18 protein-coding genes are annotated in these 18,330 nt (G+C 38.0%); 10 read left to right on the top strand and 8 right to left on the bottom strand.

From position 1 onward, the window contains the following. Positions 1-55: 55 nt before the first annotated feature. The 6 genes from ACTB0X_RS10900 to ACTB0X_RS10875 all read left to right on the top strand — a co-directional run bounded on the left by ACTB0X_RS10900 (position 56) and on the right by ACTB0X_RS10875 (position 4,770). On the top strand, positions 56-880 hold the full coding sequence (locus ACTB0X_RS10900) for a pirin family protein (protein ID WP_463025052.1): 825 nt from the start codon (positions 56-58) through the stop codon (positions 878-880). An 11-nt stretch (positions 881-891) separates the two neighbouring features. Then, on the top strand, positions 892-1,728 hold the full coding sequence (locus tag ACTB0X_RS10895) for a pirin family protein (RefSeq protein WP_463025051.1): 837 nt from the start codon (positions 892-894) through the stop codon (positions 1,726-1,728). Beyond that, the gene (locus tag ACTB0X_RS10890; RefSeq protein WP_463025050.1) at positions 1,709-2,392 is read left to right on the top strand and encodes a pirin family protein; all 684 of its coding nucleotides are present in this window, start codon (positions 1,709-1,711) and stop codon (positions 2,390-2,392) included. The genes ACTB0X_RS10895 and ACTB0X_RS10890 overlap by 20 nt, the downstream gene beginning before the upstream one ends. A 46-nt stretch (positions 2,393-2,438) precedes the next feature. Beyond that, positions 2,439-3,806 (top strand): alginate export family protein, encoded by a 1,368-nt coding sequence (locus ACTB0X_RS10885; protein ID WP_463025049.1) that lies wholly within the window; start codon positions 2,439-2,441, stop codon positions 3,804-3,806. Positions 3,807-3,838: 32 nt separating this feature from the next. Next, positions 3,839-4,345 carry an SRPBCC family protein gene (locus ACTB0X_RS10880; protein WP_463025048.1) on the top strand — a complete coding sequence of 169 codons (507 nt, stop codon included), beginning with the start codon at positions 3,839-3,841 and terminating at the stop codon, positions 4,343-4,345. Positions 4,346-4,428: 83 nt separating this feature from the next. Further along, the gene (locus tag ACTB0X_RS10875) at positions 4,429-4,770 is read left to right on the top strand and encodes a hypothetical protein (protein WP_463025047.1); all 342 of its coding nucleotides are present in this window, start codon (positions 4,429-4,431) and stop codon (positions 4,768-4,770) included. Positions 4,771-4,809: 39 nt separating this feature from the next. Here ACTB0X_RS10875 and ACTB0X_RS10870 read toward each other — a convergent pair whose 3' ends face one another. The 6 genes from ACTB0X_RS10870 to ACTB0X_RS10845 are packed head-to-tail and all read right to left on the bottom strand — an operon-like array spanning position 4,810 to position 10,889. Then, positions 4,810-5,805: a zinc dependent phospholipase C family protein gene (locus ACTB0X_RS10870; RefSeq protein WP_463025046.1), complete on the bottom strand. Its 996-nt coding sequence runs from the start codon at positions 5,803-5,805 to the stop codon at positions 4,810-4,812. Next, positions 5,806-6,543 carry a 2-phosphosulfolactate phosphatase gene (locus tag ACTB0X_RS10865; RefSeq protein WP_463025045.1) on the bottom strand — a complete coding sequence of 246 codons (738 nt, stop codon included), beginning with the start codon at positions 6,541-6,543 and terminating at the stop codon, positions 5,806-5,808. Between the two features lie 23 nt (positions 6,544-6,566). Next, a complete protein-coding gene (gene gcvT, locus ACTB0X_RS10860; RefSeq protein ID WP_463025044.1) occupies positions 6,567-7,643 on the bottom strand; it encodes a glycine cleavage system aminomethyltransferase GcvT in 1,077 nt (358 codons plus the stop codon). Beyond that, the gene (locus tag ACTB0X_RS10855; protein WP_463025043.1) at positions 7,640-8,737 is read right to left on the bottom strand and encodes a glycosyltransferase family 4 protein; all 1,098 of its coding nucleotides are present in this window, start codon (positions 8,735-8,737) and stop codon (positions 7,640-7,642) included. Before ACTB0X_RS10855 ends, gcvT begins: the two co-directional genes overlap by 4 nt. Positions 8,738-8,746: 9 nt before the next feature. Further along, positions 8,747-9,646 (bottom strand): methyltransferase domain-containing protein, encoded by a 900-nt coding sequence (locus ACTB0X_RS10850; RefSeq protein WP_463025042.1) that lies wholly within the window; start codon positions 9,644-9,646, stop codon positions 8,747-8,749. A 25-nt stretch (positions 9,647-9,671) separates the two neighbouring features. Next, positions 9,672-10,889 (bottom strand): glycosyltransferase, encoded by a 1,218-nt coding sequence (locus ACTB0X_RS10845; protein WP_463025041.1) that lies wholly within the window; start codon positions 10,887-10,889, stop codon positions 9,672-9,674. Between the two features lie 189 nt (positions 10,890-11,078). Here ACTB0X_RS10845 and ACTB0X_RS10840 point away from each other — a divergent pair, with 189 nt between their 5' ends. From ACTB0X_RS10840 to fmt, 4 genes are all read left to right on the top strand, one after another. Then, complete coding sequence (locus ACTB0X_RS10840) at positions 11,079-11,498, top strand: nucleoside-diphosphate kinase (protein WP_463025040.1); 420 nt, start codon at positions 11,079-11,081, stop codon at positions 11,496-11,498. 677 nt (positions 11,499-12,175) lie between these two features. Further along, positions 12,176-13,378 carry a class I SAM-dependent rRNA methyltransferase gene (locus ACTB0X_RS10835; RefSeq protein WP_463025039.1) on the top strand — a complete coding sequence of 401 codons (1,203 nt, stop codon included), beginning with the start codon at positions 12,176-12,178 and terminating at the stop codon, positions 13,376-13,378. Further along, the gene (locus tag ACTB0X_RS10830) at positions 13,368-14,711 is read left to right on the top strand and encodes an MATE family efflux transporter (RefSeq protein ID WP_463025038.1); all 1,344 of its coding nucleotides are present in this window, start codon (positions 13,368-13,370) and stop codon (positions 14,709-14,711) included. Before ACTB0X_RS10835 ends, ACTB0X_RS10830 begins: the two co-directional genes overlap by 11 nt. 2 nt (positions 14,712-14,713) lie before the next feature. After that, positions 14,714-15,667, top strand: a complete 954-nt coding sequence (gene fmt, locus ACTB0X_RS10825; RefSeq protein ID WP_463025037.1) for a methionyl-tRNA formyltransferase — start codon at positions 14,714-14,716, stop codon at positions 15,665-15,667. 58 nt (positions 15,668-15,725) lie between these two features. On the opposite strand, the gene ACTB0X_RS10820 is transcribed toward fmt, so the two are convergent. Together ACTB0X_RS10820 and ACTB0X_RS10815 are read right to left on the bottom strand one after the other, a co-directional pair. Next, on the bottom strand, positions 15,726-16,241 hold the full coding sequence (locus ACTB0X_RS10820; protein ID WP_463025036.1) for a DUF4920 domain-containing protein: 516 nt from the start codon (positions 16,239-16,241) through the stop codon (positions 15,726-15,728). Positions 16,242-16,279: 38 nt separating this feature from the next. Then, entirely contained in the window at positions 16,280-18,289 is a 2,010-nt protein-coding gene (locus ACTB0X_RS10815) for an OmpA family protein (protein WP_463025035.1), read from the bottom strand. Between the last annotated feature and the right edge of the window lie 41 nt (positions 18,290-18,330).

The following is an 18,330-nucleotide window of genomic DNA, read 5'->3' as shown; positions in this document are numbered from 1 at the left end:
AAATATAAAAAAATTAGGCTTGTAATTCTCTATGCCTAGCAGATTAATACATCAAATGGAATTCAAAAAAATAACCATCGCTCCTCGGTTTGATCGTCCCCACTCTCGGAATGTTATGCCTTCAGGCTATCCAAAAAGTATTGGCCCATTCATTTACTTTGATCATTTGGGGCCTTTTGATTTTCCAAAAGATAAACCGATTTATATTCCTCCACACCCTCATGCTGGAATTACTACCATATCCTACATGCTTTCAGGCGAAGGAGACCACAAAGACAGCTTGGGAAATGCCCTTACTTTGGAACCTAAACGAGTCAACTGGATGAACGCCGGCAATGGCATCATCCACTCCGAAGGAACCTCTGAAGCTTTTTCAGAGGCAGGTGGAAAACTGCTCGGTTTTCAAATTTGGATGATGGGAAGCGATGATGAAAGAAGCAATGAAGCCACCTTTCAATCCTATGCTGAAGTAGAATTACCCAGCATACAATTCGGTGAAACCAGCATGCACCTTATTGCAGGTAAATACTTACAAAAGTCATCGCCCGTAGTGACAGATCAGGAATTGCTGCTCATGGTTGTTGAAGCTGAAAAAGATGCAATAGACCTGAGCTTAGACCCATCAAATGAATATTTGATCTATAGTTTAGAAGGAGAATTTCAAGTAAAAGAGACCACTTATTCTACCGGAGAAGGACTTGTAGTGACTGATGTGGAAATGCTACATGTCTTGACCAATGCCAAAACAAAAATAGTAGTGGCAGGTGGAAAGCCTTTAAAAACGACACCTCTATTTAGTGGTTCCCTTGTGGCTGGTTCTTATGATGAGCTTCAGGGGTATATAGACAAACTCAACAACCAAGGTTTCGGTACTTTATAATCTAACAAAAGATGAATAGAAGAAGATTCTTAATTACTGGAACCCTATCTTTTGCAGGTCTTTCACTTTTTACCAGACTTTTTTCAATGAATAATACAATGCAGAATAGTATAAATAACAAGCAGATTGATAAACTTCAAATTTACCGCTCAGATCAGCGATTGATCGAGAGAAGACCGGGATTCCAATCTTTTCAGAGTTTCAATTTCGCACACAATTTCAGGGCTGGCAGAAATGGATTCAAAGCACTCCAAGTCTTCAACGATGATTTTGTAGATCACAATACCAGTATTCCCCTTCACCCCCATGTAAATTATGAGATACTGAGTGTGGTACTGGAAGGAGAAATGAACCACGAAGATAATTTTGGCAATAACCTAGTAGTTCAACCCAATGAAGTGAAGCACATGAGTGCAGGCAAGGGTTTATATCATGGTGGAACCTGCTACCACGGCACCAATTTCCTGCAAATTTGGATAGAACCAAATGTAAAAGATACTGAACCAGTTATTTCGAAAATGACTTTTAATGAGGCTGAAAGAATTGGCAAATGGCAGCTTCAAGCCTCGCCAAATCAAGCAGATGCTGCACTTCACATTAAACAAAACATCTACGCTTTTCGAGGTAGTTTTAAGCAAGGAGAGCGAGTTAAATTTGATGATATTTCCGAAGCTGATGTGTTTTTACTGCCGCTTTCAGGAGCGTTTAAAATATCCGATCAATTTGTGGGCAAGAGAGATTCTGCGGAGTTCTTTACCCAAGATGGTTTTGAGATAGAAATTTTACAAGATGCCGATCTATGGCTAATGGCACAACCCCATAAAAAAAATGAAAACAAAAGTAATTAAGCAACAAGACCGAAGGGTAGATAGAAACAGTTGGAGAACAGCCTGGCATGAATACTACCCTGGAATGACCAATTTTGGTCAGTTGACTGGATTTAACCTAGATACGGTATCTCCTGCTCAAGGATTTCCAATGCACCCCCATCGGAATATGGAAATCATTACCTTACCGACCGAAGGTGCACAGAAACATCAAGACAGCATAGGAAATTCTCGAACGATTTCCTCCGGGGAGATTCAGGTTATGAGCGCAGGAAGTGGAATTCATCATTCTGAAATGAATGCGGCTGCTGATAAACCATTCACCAGCTATCAAATTTGGATCTATCCGAATCAACAGAACCTTAAACCGAGTTATCAGCAAAAGAGCTATTCTCCTTCTGAAACAGGGATTCAGCTGCTTGTTTCGCCCGATGGTGAAAGCGATAGCCTCGTCATTCATCAAAAGGCATGGTTATCCTTTGCCAATTTCACTGAAGGTGCCGCTACAACCTACCAACTTAGGGGAAGTTCAACTGGTGTTTACATTCAGCTTATCAAGGGAAAAGTTAAGATTGATGAACACGAGCTTCTAACTGAAGATTCCATTGAAATCGAAACAGATAAAAGTTTCCAAATAGAGTTTCTGAACGATTCACAACTCATCATCATTGAAACTGAATTATGACATGAGCAAACAGATGATATCCCATTCAGTGCGCTTCTTAATTTGCATGGCATTCACTTTAAATGGATTCAATGTTCTATCGCAACCAGGGCCGATCAAAATTTTTAGGTATTCGGATGATTTTGCCTATGTGCAAAACAATGATTCTATTGAATTAAAGTACTATGAAAAGCTAAAATACATGAGCCTCTCAAAGGATGGGCACATCAATCTCTCTTTAGGAGGAGAAGTAAGAGAACAATACCAATTCTTCAATAATGAAAACTTTGGTGACTTACCACCCAATGTTGCTCCTGATCAAAACGGACATCTCTGGCATAGAGTAATGGCGCATGCGCACTTGAGGCTTGGTAACCAATGGCGTGTTTTTGGACAACTCAATTCAACCTTTGCATTCGGAAAGTCTTTTATAACGCCTCAAATAGATGAAAATCGCCTTTCACTGCACCAGGCCTTTGTGCGATGGCAGCCTAAGAAAGGTAAGGGTTTTTTCACTCAAATTGGAAGGCAAGAATTTGGGATTGGTTCTGAATACATTATCGCTATGCGAGAAGGACCGAATACACGTCTGACCTTCGATGGAGCCCTAGTGGGCGTTGAAAGGGAAAAGTATAAGCTTTACTCATTTATAGCTACTCCTGTCATTTCACAAGTAGGTGTTTTTGACGACACACACATTTCAGAATACATTTGGACGCTCTACTGGACGAATCAACTGAAAAAACTTCAACTGGACTTATTTTACGTTGGATTCTACAGTGAGGAAAACAAATACAACTATGCCTCAGGGATGGAGCAACGACAATCCTTGGGCATTAGGCTTTATAATTTGCCCAAAAAGTCATTTTTATATGATGCAATGGCAGTGTACCAGTTTGGGCAGTTTGAAGAATTGAAAATCTCAGCCTATAACTTTATGGTCATTTCAGGATATCGCATTCAAAAAGGTAAGCAGGCATTCATTCCCGGTTTAACCTTAAACCTGAGTAGCGGAGATCAATCCCCTAATGATGATCAACTCAATACTTATAATATGTTGTACTCAAAGCCAACATTTGGTTTGTCAGCACCTATAGGAGCCTCTAATATCATTAACATAAAACCTACCTTGGAATATGACCCAAAATCTAATATTCGGATTATTTTGAGCGGCTATTTCATGTACCGACAAAGTAGCAATGATGGCACCTATACACCAGGCCGAGTTCAAACTCGTCCACTCCCCTTTCAACTATTCCAATCGAACGAAAAGGAAATCGGTAAACAGTTGAGCCTTGAGCTTTGGTACTTAAAAAATGCCAATTGGTCTTTTTTTGCTGATGCAGCTTACTTTATCCCCGGAAACTACGTGAAGGAAACTGGACGAGGACAAGCGATAACGTACCTGTCTGCTAAAGCAAGCTATAAGTTTTAAAAAAGAAGTTAACTAGTTAATAAATCAGTAAGATGAAAAAAATGATAGCATACGTAATTATTGGATTAGTTCTTCTCATTGGCGGATTGAGCCTGACAAATTTTGAAATTAATGAGAAAATTGAAATCAATGCTCCTGTAGAGAAGGTTTGGGCAACTATAATCGACTTTGATTCCTACTCTGATTGGAATTCTCAACTTAAATATCTCGGTGGTGAAGTAAAGCCAAACGGAATATTACACCTTAAACTATCTGCTGAAGGAACGGACCCTTATGAATTCAAACCAAGCATTAGCCATTGGGAAGAAAATGAAAAATTCGCTTGGATTGCTCGAACTGGCTTGCCAAGAGTATTTGATGGAGAACATTTCTTTGAATTGGAGCAGATGGATGACAATACAACGCTTGTGACCAACAGAGAAGTATATCGTGGAGTAATGTCTTTGATTATGAAAAGCTTACCAATGATGAAAACTGCACCAGAAGGGTTTAAAAAAATGAATGCTGAATTGAAAGTGTATATAGAAAATAAAGAATAAAGTAAGGCGATATTTGGCGAAAAGTGTTAAATTTATCTATCTCAATACAAACCATTCAGGGACGGTACAATTATCCATTAAAAATGAAACCCTTATTATTTAGTCTAATTATTATTCTCTCTATTAAAATATATGGACAAGAGTTGTCTTTCGTAACAAAGTATGACACCCTCATTAACAATAAGGATTCATTAACATTAAGGATTTCAACCTTTGAAGGATCAAATTTTTTGAATTCATTTGAAACCACCATTTCAGATACTATAGTTGAAATAAACAGAGGGAGATTTCCTTGGACCAAAAAATTTAAGTTTGAAACCTATGTTTTTGGGGAAAAACGAAATTATCAATTCGGTGAAAATCCTTCAAACATTCGTAATTGTGGTTTACAAAATGGTATCCTATTCATTACAAGATTAAAATAGAAGTTATTGATAACAAATTGGCAAAACTAATTTCACCCATCAATGATCGTGCTCTCTCCCCTTGATCGTTTTGCCTTGGTATTGCTCTTCTAATTCTTTGGCTTCCTTTTCCATCTGGGCGATGTCCCGATCGGAAAGCAGTAAAGCATCTAAATCCGGTTCTCCAGCATTTACCCATGCAGTATACCACAAGCTCCCAACTGAAATGACCGCTTTACGCATTCTTCGTTCCACCATTCCATCCAACATTTGGTTGTATTCCATGGAATAGTTTGTAGAATATTGCTTCATTATAGAGGCGCCTCTATTTTCATAGACATACTTTTGATCGGTTGGGTAATTGCTGTTCAAATCACGTTCAAACGACAATACAGAGTCCACCGCAGAATGACTAGCAATCACTGTTTCCCAAGCTAAATCTAACGGGCTTTTGACAAAAACGGCACGTCCAACAAAGTAGTCGTATTCATCGGCTGTCAACTCAGGAATTCTTGACTCCCAAAAACCGTGAATTCCACGTTGACCAGTTTGTTGCCCATTGTAATTCTCTGTGGTGTGCAACGGTACATGTGAATCTCCAATGTAATGCCCCAAATCAGCAGACAAGTAGAGTATCCGCTCTGTGTTCTTTTCCTTAAAGGCATCCGTCAATCGATACATCATCCGATTAATGTGCCATGGAACAATTCCATAAGCTTGAAGTGTATCTTCTGTGTACTTTTCAACAGCATCGTTCCACCTTCTTGGCACTGCTTCAAAAGGGTCGATGGAATCATTCCCATAATGATCAATGTCAATATAATGACGAGGAGCTTCAACTGCAGAGGCATACCGGCGTTTATCAGGGTCTACCGCATGTTCAGAAATGTAATCGATGTATCGTTTATAGAACCCTATCATTTGAGGTGGTAGGGTAAATACAGCCATTTTATTGATCCGAATGTGACCAAAAAAGCCCCAAGAGTTCAGTGTCTGAATCGGAAAAACCAATACCACACTTAATAACATCCCCCAAATGGCTGTTTTTGATTTCATCTATTTTACAATTAATGCATTTCCAACTAACTCAGGGACATTGGTGCTAATGTCTGTTTGTAAACAATACACAATGTCTTTCTCCAAATTTAAGCGAGCCAAGCGTCTTCTATGCGAAGAATCCTTTAAGTATTCGTTAAGGTCTCCTTTAGCAACTTGATACAAATGCATGCTCGCAATGGCACTATCAGCTAAATTACCGAATAAAGGATCTTTGATTAATCCTTCTACTACGGCGCCTGCGAACAAAGTATCTTCCATATTGAAACGATCTCTCCAACCTGCACACAGCAATAAAACATCTTTCTTTTGCTCGCGCAAATAGTCTATCACAGCTGTTAAATTCAAGAATGAACCTACGATTACTTTATTAGCAGCTTTTGCTCTGTTTAAGGCTTTTGTACCATTGGTAGTCGTTAATACAACTATCTGTCCTTTCAGCTGCTCTTGCATGTAGCTAAATGGAGAATTTCCAAAATCAAATCCTTCAATAATTTCTCCTTTTCGCTCTGCGCCTACGAAGTAACCTTTCTCTTTGTATTCTTTTGCTTCTTCAATAGAACTCACAGGAATAATTTCCTTGATTCCATTGTCGAAAGCAGTAACAATAGCAGAAGTAGCTCGAAATACATCGATTACCACTACTACACAATTCTTATTACTATAATATACTGGAAAAAGTGCAGGTGATAAACACACCTCCACTTTTCTTAAATGTGCTGCATCTGGATTTTCCAATCGCTATTTTTTTTAGATTCTTATTATAAAAATGGAGTCTTTGTCACTACTGCTTTTGCAGCTTTGTTTCTAATGTCGATAAAGATTTGAGTGTCTGCTTTCGCAAATTCAGTGTTCACATATGCCAATCCTAAACCTACTTTCAAAGATGGTGAACTAGTACCTGAAGTTACTTCTCCAATTTCATTCCCATCTGCATCCATCACTTTGTAATGCTGACGAGGAATTCCTCTGTCTTCCATTTTAAAGCCAACCAATTTCTTGGTTACGCCTTCCTCTTTTTGCTTCTTGAATGTTTCTGAATCAATGAAGTCTTTTGTAAACTTGGTCACCCATCCTAAACCTGCTTCAATCGGTGAAGTGGTATCGTCGATGTCGTTTCCGTATAAACAAAAGCCTTTTTCAAGTCTTAAAGTATCTCTACAGCCTAATCCTGCAGGCATGATTCCTTCAGCAGCACCTGCTTTGAAAATAGCATCCCAAATTTTGTCTGCATGCTCGTTATCAAAATACAATTCAAAACCTCCTGAACCGGTATAACCAGTTGCAGAAACGATTACATTTTCACAACCCGCAAAAGTTCCTCTTTCGAAAGTATAGTATACCATTTCTTCCAAGTTTACCTCCGTCAATGATTGCAATGCTGCTGCAGCCCGAGGACCTTGCACTGCCAATAGAGTGGTCTTTTCTGAAATATCTAACATCTCCGCACCAAAAGTATTCTGTGAAGAAATCCACTGCCAATCTTTTTCAATATTTGACGCATTCACCACCAATAAGTAGCTGTCTTCGCCCATCATATAGATCAATAAATCGTCAACGATTCCACCTTTTCCATTCGGCATGCAAGAATATTGCACTTTCCCAGGCACTAATTTAGCCGCATCGTTGGTAGATACTTTTTGAATCAAATCCAAAGCCCCACTTCCTCTTACGATGAACTCCCCCATGTGAGAGACGTCAAAAACGCCGACACTATTTCTCACTGCCAAATGCTCATCCGTCAATCCTGTGTATTGCAAAGGCATGTTATATCCTGCAAAAGGAACCATTCTCGCTCCCAATTCTATGTGTTTTTCTGTTAAAGCTGTTGTTTTCATTTCTCTATTTTTTGTTCTATAAGTTCGTTAAAATATTTCAAATAAATCGGCTGGAAAGCCTGCACAGAATAGCGTTCTTCAATTGTTTTTCGTGCTTCCTTACCAATTTGACTTCTCAGGGTTTCATTTTCGATGAGCAAAGATAATGTTCTCATCCAATCTTCTGCGGTTTCTGCTAAAAACCCGTTTTTTTCGTGTTCTATTATTTCTTTATTTACGCCAACTGGTGATAATATTGCAGAAGATTCCATCGCCATGTATTGCAATCCTTTAAAGCCACATTTTCCTAAACTCCATGCATCTTCTGTCAATGGCATCACTCCTATATCTATGGAATTCAATTGCTCTATTTCTTTGGATTTATTCCACTTTTCGTTGATTAAATCGATTCCTTCTAATTCCCAAGGTTGATCGCAAATCACTTTAAAGTAGATCTTATCGCCATATTTTTGCTGTAACTTAACAAATACCGGCTTTAATGGTTCCAAGTATTTTAAGGTAGTTTGAGTACCAGTCCAACCTATACAAATTCGTTCAGAAGAGTTTTTACTTTTTCTGATGTGATAGTTCGTATCTATGGTAGTAGGAATGATTTTTACATTTTCGCAAAAGGCGTTCGCAAAACTCGCCAAGTATTTATTTCCGGCAAAAACCATGTCAGCATATTCAATAATGGTATCCGTTTTAGACGGTTTTTTCAACACTTGCAAAGCTTTATTTCCTGCTGAGACATTGGGCAACCAAATGGCATCATCAAAGTCAAAAATAACTTTTGCTTTAGATTGTCCAACTTTTTTTTCGAAAAAGGTACTGCCTGTCAGCAATGCTTCCCTAAACACAAAGATTATGTCAAAGTCATTGGCTCTATTGGCGTCCTGCCACCTTTTCAACCATGATTTTAAGCCAATAACCGCCTTCTGAAAGAGCTTACCTTTTTGGTACAGAATCTTATCGTCTTTCTCAGAAATGATGTTGGACAATTCCCAGTCGTACCCATTGTCATTCAAATAATCTAAATATTGCTCAAAGCGAAACCGCTGACCGGGAGACCGATCCAACCGATGATTGGCGATAAACAATACTTTCTTTCTCATGTTTTTGAATTACTTTTTCTGTGCCACTACATGCCAGTATGGCTCTCCGTCAGAAAAGACCAAATTATGCATTCCTGCTTTCGTTAGCATGTCTGTAATTTGTTGTTTTGAAAAACGCTGTTCCAATGGTGTTCCAAACCGATCCAATGCATCATTTCGGATAATGTTCCAACTTTTATCGCGGTAATAAGCCAATGGAATTTTTAAATATAATTTCCCAGGGATAAGTGCTTTAACAATCTTAGAAAGACCAACAAATGGTAAATAAATAAAGACGGCTAACAAATCACATACAAAATGCTTCAACCCCTTTGGTAGAGCAGAAACAACTCTTCGCAATAAAGTGCTCAGATTAAATATCAATCGGTATAAAAAACCCCGATTATCAAGTGCATAGTATAAATAAATCAATGTATATCCACCAGACTTTAATTTTTTCATCAAAGTAGACAATGCTTTTGAAGTGTCTGGAATGTGGTGCAACACACCCAATGATATCACAAAATCAAAACTCTCATCAGCGAAAGGAATGGTATCTACACCAGCTTGAGAGAAACGCACATTTGGCAAATCGCCATAAACAGCAGCAGCACTAAAAACAGCCTCGCTTGGGTCTACGGCTTCTATAAAACCTGCTTTGTCCGCCATGTATTTGGTCCATCGCCCAGATCCACACCCCAAATCCAATACTTTAGAGTTAGAATTGAGCATTTTTTCAGTAACAATATCAAAATACTGGTCACCAGCATTTTTAATTTCAGCAGCTGAAAAGGCATCAAACTTCAGCCATTCATCGCCAAAAGATTCTACAGTTACTGTATCAATATTTTCTGTTCCAGCACCAAAACAAGCAATGGTTTTCCCATTGATTTCTCGCATGTATTCTTCCGATCGATTGTATTGAACCATAACTGCTAATTTGATGCAAAAAAAACTAAAGATTTTGATATACTTGATGATATCTTTCGGTGGCTTTTTCTAATGAAAAATAAGCCGCTGCAGCCGATTTTATTTCATCTGCTGTAGTTTTAAAAGTCAACAATTCTTCCGCACTCTTTTTTAATGCTTCAGCTGAATAATCAGTTGGAACAATGCCTGTGTTCGTATCCTTTAAAATGGTATCCGAATCACCCAAATCAGCATTGCAAACAATGGGCAAACCCAAACTCATGATTTCTCCTTGCTTTGTTGGACTAACCGCCTTTCCCGAAAAGGAAGTCACGATAAAAAATATGGAAGCCTGACTAACTGCGATATAATTCGGAATATCTTGGTAGGTGCAACTATCGGTAATAATTCTATTTGAATCGATGTTCAATTCAGAACAATACTGATCGATCTGAGTGGTATCGCTCTTGGTGATGAATAAGAATTTCGATTCTGGCTGTACAATTCGCAATTGCTTAAAGAACAATAGCATTTCTTTCAACCGATATCTGGTGCCTAATGAACCGATATAACTCAATACAAAATCAGAATCTTGAATCCCCCATTTTGATTTTAAATCGGTAATTAAAGAATGATTTAAATTCGCTGTACTAAAATGATCTAAATCCACCGCACAAGGCACTACTTGAAAATTTTTTTTGGTTTCGAAGTTCGCCAACACATGCTTCTTTGCATTTTCTGTCAAAGTGATCACTGCATCAGCTGTTTTAAAAAACTCCTTTTCTTTCTTTTTAAAGTAATTATAGATGGCTTTGTAGAGCTTATTGTCTAAATTCCAAAGTCCTCCCTCTACTCGCTCGTCTGCCCAAAAGCCACGAATATCAAAAATGAGTTTCCCTCCAAATTTCTTTCGCACACTATCGCCCACCATAGTAGACAAAATAGAACGACAATGGATAATATCAAAAGTCTGTTTTTTAGCCAAATAATAAGCCAACTTTCGCATTCTCCGAACCCCAAATGCCGTAGAAACAACTGGTGGTTTATTGGTGTAGAAGGTAAATTTCCACTCGATATTGGCTGCTTTTAATTTCTCTTCAACCACCGCCCTATTCTCTTCATAATTTTCAGGCTTCTCGTTACTTAAAATGGTAATGTCGTATCCTTTTTTTGAAAGCCCTGACAAATAAGGAATTATCTGTGATTGTCCCAGTGGATCGGTTAATCCATCGTAAGAAATATATAAAACACGTTTTTTGGTCAATGAAAGAGGTTTTAAAGCCTACAAAGATAGAATTCTAGAAGGAATTTGAAAAGAAAAATTAGTTGTAGAACAGCAGTCGACTCAATTCATAAAAAGCATCACATTTATTTAACTTTAGCATTAGCGAATATCTACTGGATTAACTAATTTTGCGCCCTAATTAAGCAATCAAAAAAATACAACAATAAAATGGCTACAAACAGAACATTTACAATGATCAAGCCTGATGCAGTTGAGAAGAACTACATCGGTGGAATTTTAGACAAAATTAATGCTGCAGGATTTAGAATCGTAGCAATGAAATATACTAAGCTTTCTAAAGAAGAAGCTGGTGCATTTTACGAAGTTCACAGTGAGCGTCCTTTCTACGGCGAATTAGTTGAATACATGAGTAATGGTCCTATCGTAGCTGCTATTCTTGAAAAAGAAAATGCTGTTGCTGATTTTAGAACTTTAATCGGTGCGACCAACCCTGCTGAAGCTGCTGAAGGAACTATCCGTAAACTTTATGCTGAGTCTATCTCTGCTAACGCTGTTCACGGTTCTGATAGCGATGAGAACGCTGAGATTGAAGGTAACTTTTACTTTTCTAGCCTAGAGCGTTTCTAGTCTATTTTAATAAAAATATTGAAAGCTCTTTCTCTGTTGAGAAAGGGCTTTTTTTATGCCGAAATCGGCCAATAAAAACCTACTTTTCTTCCTTTCCAACATAAATAGTCTAGGAATTTTCAATCATTTTTTCATATCAAAAACTGGCTATTTATTTAACCCAAAGCCTTTGTCATCCAGAGCTTTTGTGAGGTACTCCTCACAAAAAGTGTCGAAGGAGACAAAGGAATTGAATCTGAAAGGTCAGTTACATTGAAGGTAACTTTTTTCTATAAAAATCGAAAGCTATTTTATCTTTGTTCTTTTGGCTTGAACCAAAAGTTCAAGTCTTTGATAATACTTCTGCTAATTCCTTCACAAAGTCCAAGAACTTCGTCGGATCTCCTCAATTCTTCGGAGCTAGACAAATTTTTTAAGACTTTGATTCGAAATTCTTAAAGTCTTCTCAAGGACAGATCCACGATCATCATTTAATACTATTCAAGAATTTATATCCCAATGATCATTCATCCAAATTAATCTAACCTCTAACTTCTAACAGCGAAGCGCGCGCCTGACATCTGGCAGGGTCTTTTCTCTATTAACTCTAATATAAGAATTCAGTATCTACTTTTTAATTCTGATTTGCCTCCAATCCTATCGCTTTGGGTAAATTTGCCCCTCATTAATTTTACAGCATGGCCATTCCTATCATTACACTAAAAATAAAAAAAGAAGCATCAATTATCCGAAAGCACCCTTGGATTTTTTCTGGTGCTATTGAACGAATCTTAATCGACGAAGATCAAGATGATTTAGCGGATGGTGAAATTGTAAAAGTGGTTGCCAATGATGGATCTTTCCTGGCTTTAGGTCATTTCCACAATGGGTCTATTGCCGTTCGAATCTTTAGTTTTGAAGATGTTGCTCCAACTGCAAAATTTTGGGAAGATAAAGTTAAAAATGCCATTGAATACCGCAAATCCATCGGTTTATTCGATTCAGAAGAAACCACCACTTACCGTTTAATTCACGGGGAAGGTGATGGCTTTAGTGGATTGATTATAGATGTATATGGAGATGTGGCTGTTTATCAAGCACACTCCATCGGAATGCACAAAGTAAGAAATGAAATCGCTGCAGCAATTGTAAAAGCATCCAAAGGAAGGTTGAAAGCCATTTATGATAAAAGTGCAGAGACGTTACCTGCAGATTATGCTGCGACAATAGAAAACGGATACTTAATCGGCGAGCACGAAGGCAAGCAGTTGGTGAAAGAATACGGAATCACTTTTGAAATAGATTGGGTAAGCGGACAAAAAACTGGGTTCTTTATCGATCAGCGAGAGAATAGAAAATTATTACAGAAATATGTTGGTGGCAAAAAATTACTCAACACTTTCTGTTATTCAGGAGGCTTCTCTGTTTATGCTTTGAAAGCTGGAGCCAAAGAAGTGCATTCATTAGACAGTTCTGAAAAAGCAATTGTACTGACGGATAGAAATGTAGAAATCAATTTTGATAAAAAAGTCAAGCACAAAAGTATCGTTGCTGATACTATCACATTTTTGAATAAATGCGAGGAAGATTATGATGTGATCATCTTGGATCCTCCTGCTTATGCGAAAAATAAAAAATCGCTGCACAATGCGATTCAAGGATATAAACGATTAAATGCAAGAGCATTTAAAATGATGAAAAAGGGTGGCGTATTGTTCACTTTCTCTTGTTCTCAAGTGGTGGATCGAGCTACTTTTTACAATACCATCATGGCAGCAGCCATAGAATCAGGAAGAAATGTACGTGTGATGGAGCATTTATCACAACCAGCAGATCATCCAGTTAGTATGTATCATCCTGAAGGCGCCTATTTAAAAGGATTAGTAGTCTATGTCGATTAAAGCATTAAAAACCATATCGTTTAAAAATATTTGGTTGGTCAGTTTTCCGATTATTTTGAGCAATGTGGCTCAGAATATAGTAAACGTTACTGACACTGCATTTTTAGGACATGTGGGTGAAGTAGAATTAGGTGCGGCAGGAAATGCAGGCATCTTCTATTTCGTAATGGTGATGTTGGGTTTTGGTTTCTCTGTGGGTTGTCAGATTCTTATCGGACGACGAAATGGAGAAGAGAATTACACTGCGATTGGAAAATTATTCAACGTTAGTCTTTTTGCTTCTGTGGGAATGGGAATTGTGATGTTTCTCTTGCTCCGCTTTGGTTCAGGTGCTTTTTTGTCCAACTTCACCGCCTCTCCACGAATTCTTGAAAATGCCATCGCTTATCTCGATTATCGATCTGTTGGGATTATTTTCGTGTACATCAACGTCTTATTCATGGCGTTTTTTACTGGAATTACCAAAACCAAGGTATTGATATTTGTCACACTCATACAGTCTGCTGTCAATGTATTCTTGGATTATGGAATGATTTTCGGACATTTTGGTTTCCCTGAAATGGGCATTGAAGGAGCTGCCATCGCTTCAGTTATATCAGAAGCTTCAGCTACTGCACTCTTCATTTTTTACACTTTAAAGTTTGTAGACCTTAAGAAATATGCGTTATTTCAGTTTAAAAAATTAGACGGTTCTGCACTGAAATGGGCATATAAAATCGCTAGTCCGATTATGCTGCAGAACGCCATTTCGCTGAGTTCTTGGTTCATCTTCTTTTTGATTATAGAACAAATCGGAGAACGAGAATTAGCCGTTTCACATATTGTACGAAGCATTTACATGGTGATGATGATCCCGCTTTTTGGATTTAGTTCAGCCACAAGCTCCTTAGTTTCTAATGTAATTGGCGAAGGAGGTGTAAATCATGTTTTTAAGTTAGTCCGAAACATCATAATTTTAAGCGTCAGTTCAACTGTCATTATGATGATTGTCAACCTGTCATTTCCCATTCAAATTTTATCGGTGTATACCCAAGACATTGATTTAATCCAAGCGTGCTTACCTGTATTACAAGTCATCACAGCTACCATGCTTTTGTTCAGCATTGCCTATATATTGTTTAGCGCGGTGACTGGAACTGGAAATACAATGCACTCTTTAGTGATAGAACTGATTACCATTGTCGCCTATTTATATGGCGCTTATTTAATTGGAGTTAAGTATGATTTCTCCATAGCGACAGTGTGGTGTTCAGAATTTATTTACTTCGGAGGAATGGGTATTTTCTCTTTCCTTTACCTGTGGAAATACAATTGGCAACAAAAAACAATTTGACAATGAAACAAGATTTGAGAATTATATACATGGGAACGCCTGATTTTGCGGTGGCTCCATTAAAAGCATTGATCGAAGCCGGATTTAATGTGGTTGGTGCAATCACGGCTCCAGATAAGCCAGCCGGTAGAGGTCAAAAAATCATGCAGTCAGCTGTAAAGCAGTTTGCAGATCAGCACCAAATAAAGACGCTACAGCCGACAAACTTGAAGAACCCTGAATTCATCGATGAATTGAAGTCGCTAAATGCGAATTTTCAAATTGTAGTGGCTTTCCGTATGTTACCAGAAATGGTTTGGAACATGCCCGAGCATGGAACGATGAACTTGCATGCTTCTCTGCTACCGCAGTACAGAGGAGCGGCACCGATTAATTGGGCCATTATAAATGGAGAGAAAGAAACAGGTGTTTCTACATTTTTATTGAAGCACGAAATTGATACCGGAGATTTATTGGAACAAGAAAAAGTAACAATTGCTCCAAATATGACTGCTGGAGAATTGCACGATATACTGATGGAAGTTGGAGCTCGATTAGTGGTACAATCTACCTCAGCTATTGCAAACGGCACAACTAGCCCGAAACCACAAGAAGATTTAGAGTTAAAAGCTGCTCCAAAAATTTTCAAACCAGATTGTAAAGTTGACTGGTCACAGCCCATTGATCAAATTCACAATTTTATTAGAGGATTAAGTCCTTACCCTGCGGCGTGGAGTGCAATCCAAGCCAAAGAAGGCGGCAAAAAACTCACCTTTAAAATCCAAGAAGTCGATAAAGTAATGGATCCTCACAACCTAGCAACAGGAACAATTGTCACTGATGATAAAACGGAAATTAAAATAGCAGTAACAGGAGGCTTTATTCAGTTAAATAAAATTCAGTTGGAAGGAAAAAAGGCGATGCCAATCACTGCGTTACTCAACGGATTTAAGTTCAGTGAATATGAACTAGCCTAAAACAAAAAAGTCCCGATTAAAATTCAATCGGGACTTTTTTATATCTGTTAATCAGAAATTACATGATCACTACACCTGTAGCTTCAAAAGTAATTGCTTCTTCTGGTTCAGTAATTTTTGCGATTTCTTCAGGAGTTTGACCACCATCTTCAGCATAATGCTTCAAATCTTCAACTGAGGTAACTTCTTTTCTAGCAAATCCTTCAAAAATAATTTGCTTTCCTGCGATGTCTTTAGGAACAAAGAATCCGTAGTCTTTGAACGTAATTCTCATTTCTGAGCTATCCGCCATTGCTACTTTCATCCAACATCCTTTTTTAGCACAAACATCAATTGCTGTTGCTTTAACTGTAGCAGGAACTGAATCTGCAGTTGCCATCATGCTAGCTAATTCAGCAACTGAAATTGCTGCATCTACATTAATGCTTTCTCCAAAAATATTGGTTTCAGCGCTTTGTTCAACAATTGTAGTATCTGCCATTGCTGCATCTTCAACAGCTTCTCCAGACTTTTCAGGTTGAGAGCAAGCCATCAAAGCCATAGCACCAACCAATACGAAATACATTTTCTTCATTTTTGTTTAATTTAATTTTTGCAAATATATGAATTTGATTATTTAGAACGTATCACAAATTCAGTACGTCTATTTTTTGCTCTTCCATCTTCTGTTGCATTGCTTACCAATGGCTTAGATGCTCCAAATCCTTTATATGCCAATCGACCTGGATCAATTCCTTCTATTATCAAATAGTCATTTACTGCTTTTGCACGTCGTTCAGACAGTTCTAGGTTACGTTTTGCATCACCTTTGCTATCCGTATGTCCTTGAATGGATACTTTAACAGATGGATTGCTTTCCAAGAAGTCAATAAACTCATCCAAAATGGTCATTACTTTCTGGCTCAACAAGTAAGAGTCAGTATTAAAAGTAATGTCATTGATTCGGTATGTTTGCCCTTCCTCTATAGGATTAACTTCTAAATCGGCCATCTTCATTGGTCGTCCAATCACCTCTTTATCCGAATCGATGTATTGTGAAGTAAACGCATACCCATCTTTTTTCGCCATCATCATCACTGGCTCTTTGTCTTTTGCAGCAATTACGGCTACATATTCCCCTGTGGATTCATCAACTACTCCTTCTGTAATTTGATTGGTCTTGGTGTTCTTCAATTCGATGGTCATTCCTTTAGCAGCGTCTGGAGATTTACTGCTGATTTTTCCTCTTAAGAAAATAATCTCCTCAGGCCGAGCTTCTTCATACAATTCAAAGGTGTAGATATCTAAACTTTTTCCGCCCATATTCGACGAAAAGTAACCGTATTTCCCATCCGAACTTACAATAAATCCGTGTTCATCATTCTCTGTATTGATCGGATAACCAATATTTGTAGGTTTAAGAAAATTTCCTTCTTTATCAATTTTAGCATAAAAAATATCAAACCCTCCTACTCCAACATGGCCGTCAGATGCAAAGTATAAAGTATACGAATCCGAGTGCACAAATGGACTTTTATCGTTTCCTGAGGTATTGATATTCTCTCCTAAATTAATCGGGTTGGACCAACTTCCATCTGGCTTTCGATCCACTTTATAAATGTCCATTCCACCAAAGTTATTTTCTCCTCTTGCACTAGCGAAGTACAAGGTTTTATTATCTGCTGAAATACTCGGCTGACCTTCCCAAGTCGTTCGTCCATTTATATTGTCTCCAATACTTTTTAAATCCGTCCATCGGCCTTCTTTCATTTCTGAAAAGTAGATGTCGGCATTTGCAAAACCTCGACCTTGTATATTCTCCATCTGCACCACTGTCACAAACATCATTTTATTGTCGACAGACATGCAGTTTCCACCTTGGTATTCACCTTGATTAAAAGGCTGCGGCATCGGAATTCCTCGGCTAAAAGAATCCAATTTCATTTGAGAAGCTTGCGTTAATTGTTCTTTGATTTTTGGTCCAAAAGCGCTATTCCGATCGTTTACTTCTGATTTTCTGGTGAAAAACAAATACCTGTTATCAGGCGATAACATTGGTAAGTATTCATCATCAGCAGTACCAGGCCCTTTCAGTTGAATGGGATTAAAAGGTACAGGCTCTGCCATTAACTTTAAAAACGAATTGATCGACTCCAAACGTTCTTTCGCTTTTGGCAATTCATTGCGCTTAGCGGGATTGGCATTTTTGACGTAACTATCCAGTAAGGGCTGAGCTTCTTTGTATTGCTTGCGAACAAAATAATGGTCGGCCAATAAATAACTTACCTCATAGTTTCTAAAAGAAGGGCATGCTTGGATGGCACTAATCCAATACTTCAATGCCTTATTTCCTTCTCCTTCATATCGTAAAGGATCATTTTTAAACTTTTGCATGTTGATGTCTGCCAATACAAAAAAGGCATCCACATAATTCTCGTCTATTTTAGTAGCTTCAACCAAGTCACCATAGGCTTGTGAACCTTTAAACCTAACCTGAGCAGCCTTTTCAAAAAGCTTTTGCGCCTTTTTATTCGGTTCTTGACAGCCTTCCGATTGTGCGAAAGCGGGTAAAGTAGCAATGAGCGTAAAAAGTACGGAAAGCAGACTGAAGCTAATATTTTTAAATGTGATTCTTAAATCCATTAATGATTTGACTATAATTCTAAAAAAGCGATAAATTTAGG

The organism is Acidiluteibacter sp. (assembly GCF_055129545.1).
Note: the sequence above shows the minus strand (reverse complement) of the source record. Positions and strands in the feature narration are given on the sequence as shown.

What these genes read in the sequence shown, in the direction of transcription:
- ACTB0X_RS10815 (WP_463025035.1), bottom strand. Translation starts at nt 18,289, where the DNA reads ATGGATTTAAGAATCACATTTAAAAATATTAGCTTCAGTCTGCTTTCC.
- ACTB0X_RS10885 (WP_463025049.1), top strand. Translation starts at nt 2,439, where the DNA reads ATGGCATTCACTTTAAATGGATTCAATGTTCTATCGCAACCAGGGCCG.
- ACTB0X_RS10820 (WP_463025036.1), bottom strand. Translation starts at nt 16,241, where the DNA reads ATGAAGAAAATGTATTTCGTATTGGTTGGTGCTATGGCTTTGATGGCT.
- ACTB0X_RS10840 (WP_463025040.1), top strand. Translation starts at nt 11,079, where the DNA reads ATGGCTACAAACAGAACATTTACAATGATCAAGCCTGATGCAGTTGAG.
- ACTB0X_RS10890 (WP_463025050.1), top strand. Translation starts at nt 1,709, where the DNA reads ATGAAAACAAAAGTAATTAAGCAACAAGACCGAAGGGTAGATAGAAAC.
- ACTB0X_RS10855 (WP_463025043.1), bottom strand. Translation starts at nt 8,737, where the DNA reads ATGAGAAAGAAAGTATTGTTTATCGCCAATCATCGGTTGGATCGGTCT.
- ACTB0X_RS10830 (WP_463025038.1), top strand. Translation starts at nt 13,368, where the DNA reads ATGTCGATTAAAGCATTAAAAACCATATCGTTTAAAAATATTTGGTTG.
- ACTB0X_RS10870 (WP_463025046.1), bottom strand. Translation starts at nt 5,805, where the DNA reads ATGAAATCAAAAACAGCCATTTGGGGGATGTTATTAAGTGTGGTATTG.
- ACTB0X_RS10850 (WP_463025042.1), bottom strand. Translation starts at nt 9,646, where the DNA reads ATGGTTCAATACAATCGATCGGAAGAATACATGCGAGAAATCAATGGG.
- ACTB0X_RS10835 (WP_463025039.1), top strand. Translation starts at nt 12,176, where the DNA reads ATGGCCATTCCTATCATTACACTAAAAATAAAAAAAGAAGCATCAATT.
- fmt (WP_463025037.1), top strand. Translation starts at nt 14,714, where the DNA reads ATGAAACAAGATTTGAGAATTATATACATGGGAACGCCTGATTTTGCG.
- ACTB0X_RS10900 (WP_463025052.1), top strand. Translation starts at nt 56, where the DNA reads ATGGAATTCAAAAAAATAACCATCGCTCCTCGGTTTGATCGTCCCCAC.
- ACTB0X_RS10895 (WP_463025051.1), top strand. Translation starts at nt 892, where the DNA reads ATGAATAGAAGAAGATTCTTAATTACTGGAACCCTATCTTTTGCAGGT.
- gcvT (WP_463025044.1), bottom strand. Translation starts at nt 7,643, where the DNA reads ATGAAAACAACAGCTTTAACAGAAAAACACATAGAATTGGGAGCGAGA.
- ACTB0X_RS10875 (WP_463025047.1), top strand. Translation starts at nt 4,429, where the DNA reads ATGAAACCCTTATTATTTAGTCTAATTATTATTCTCTCTATTAAAATA.
- ACTB0X_RS10880 (WP_463025048.1), top strand. Translation starts at nt 3,839, where the DNA reads ATGAAAAAAATGATAGCATACGTAATTATTGGATTAGTTCTTCTCATT.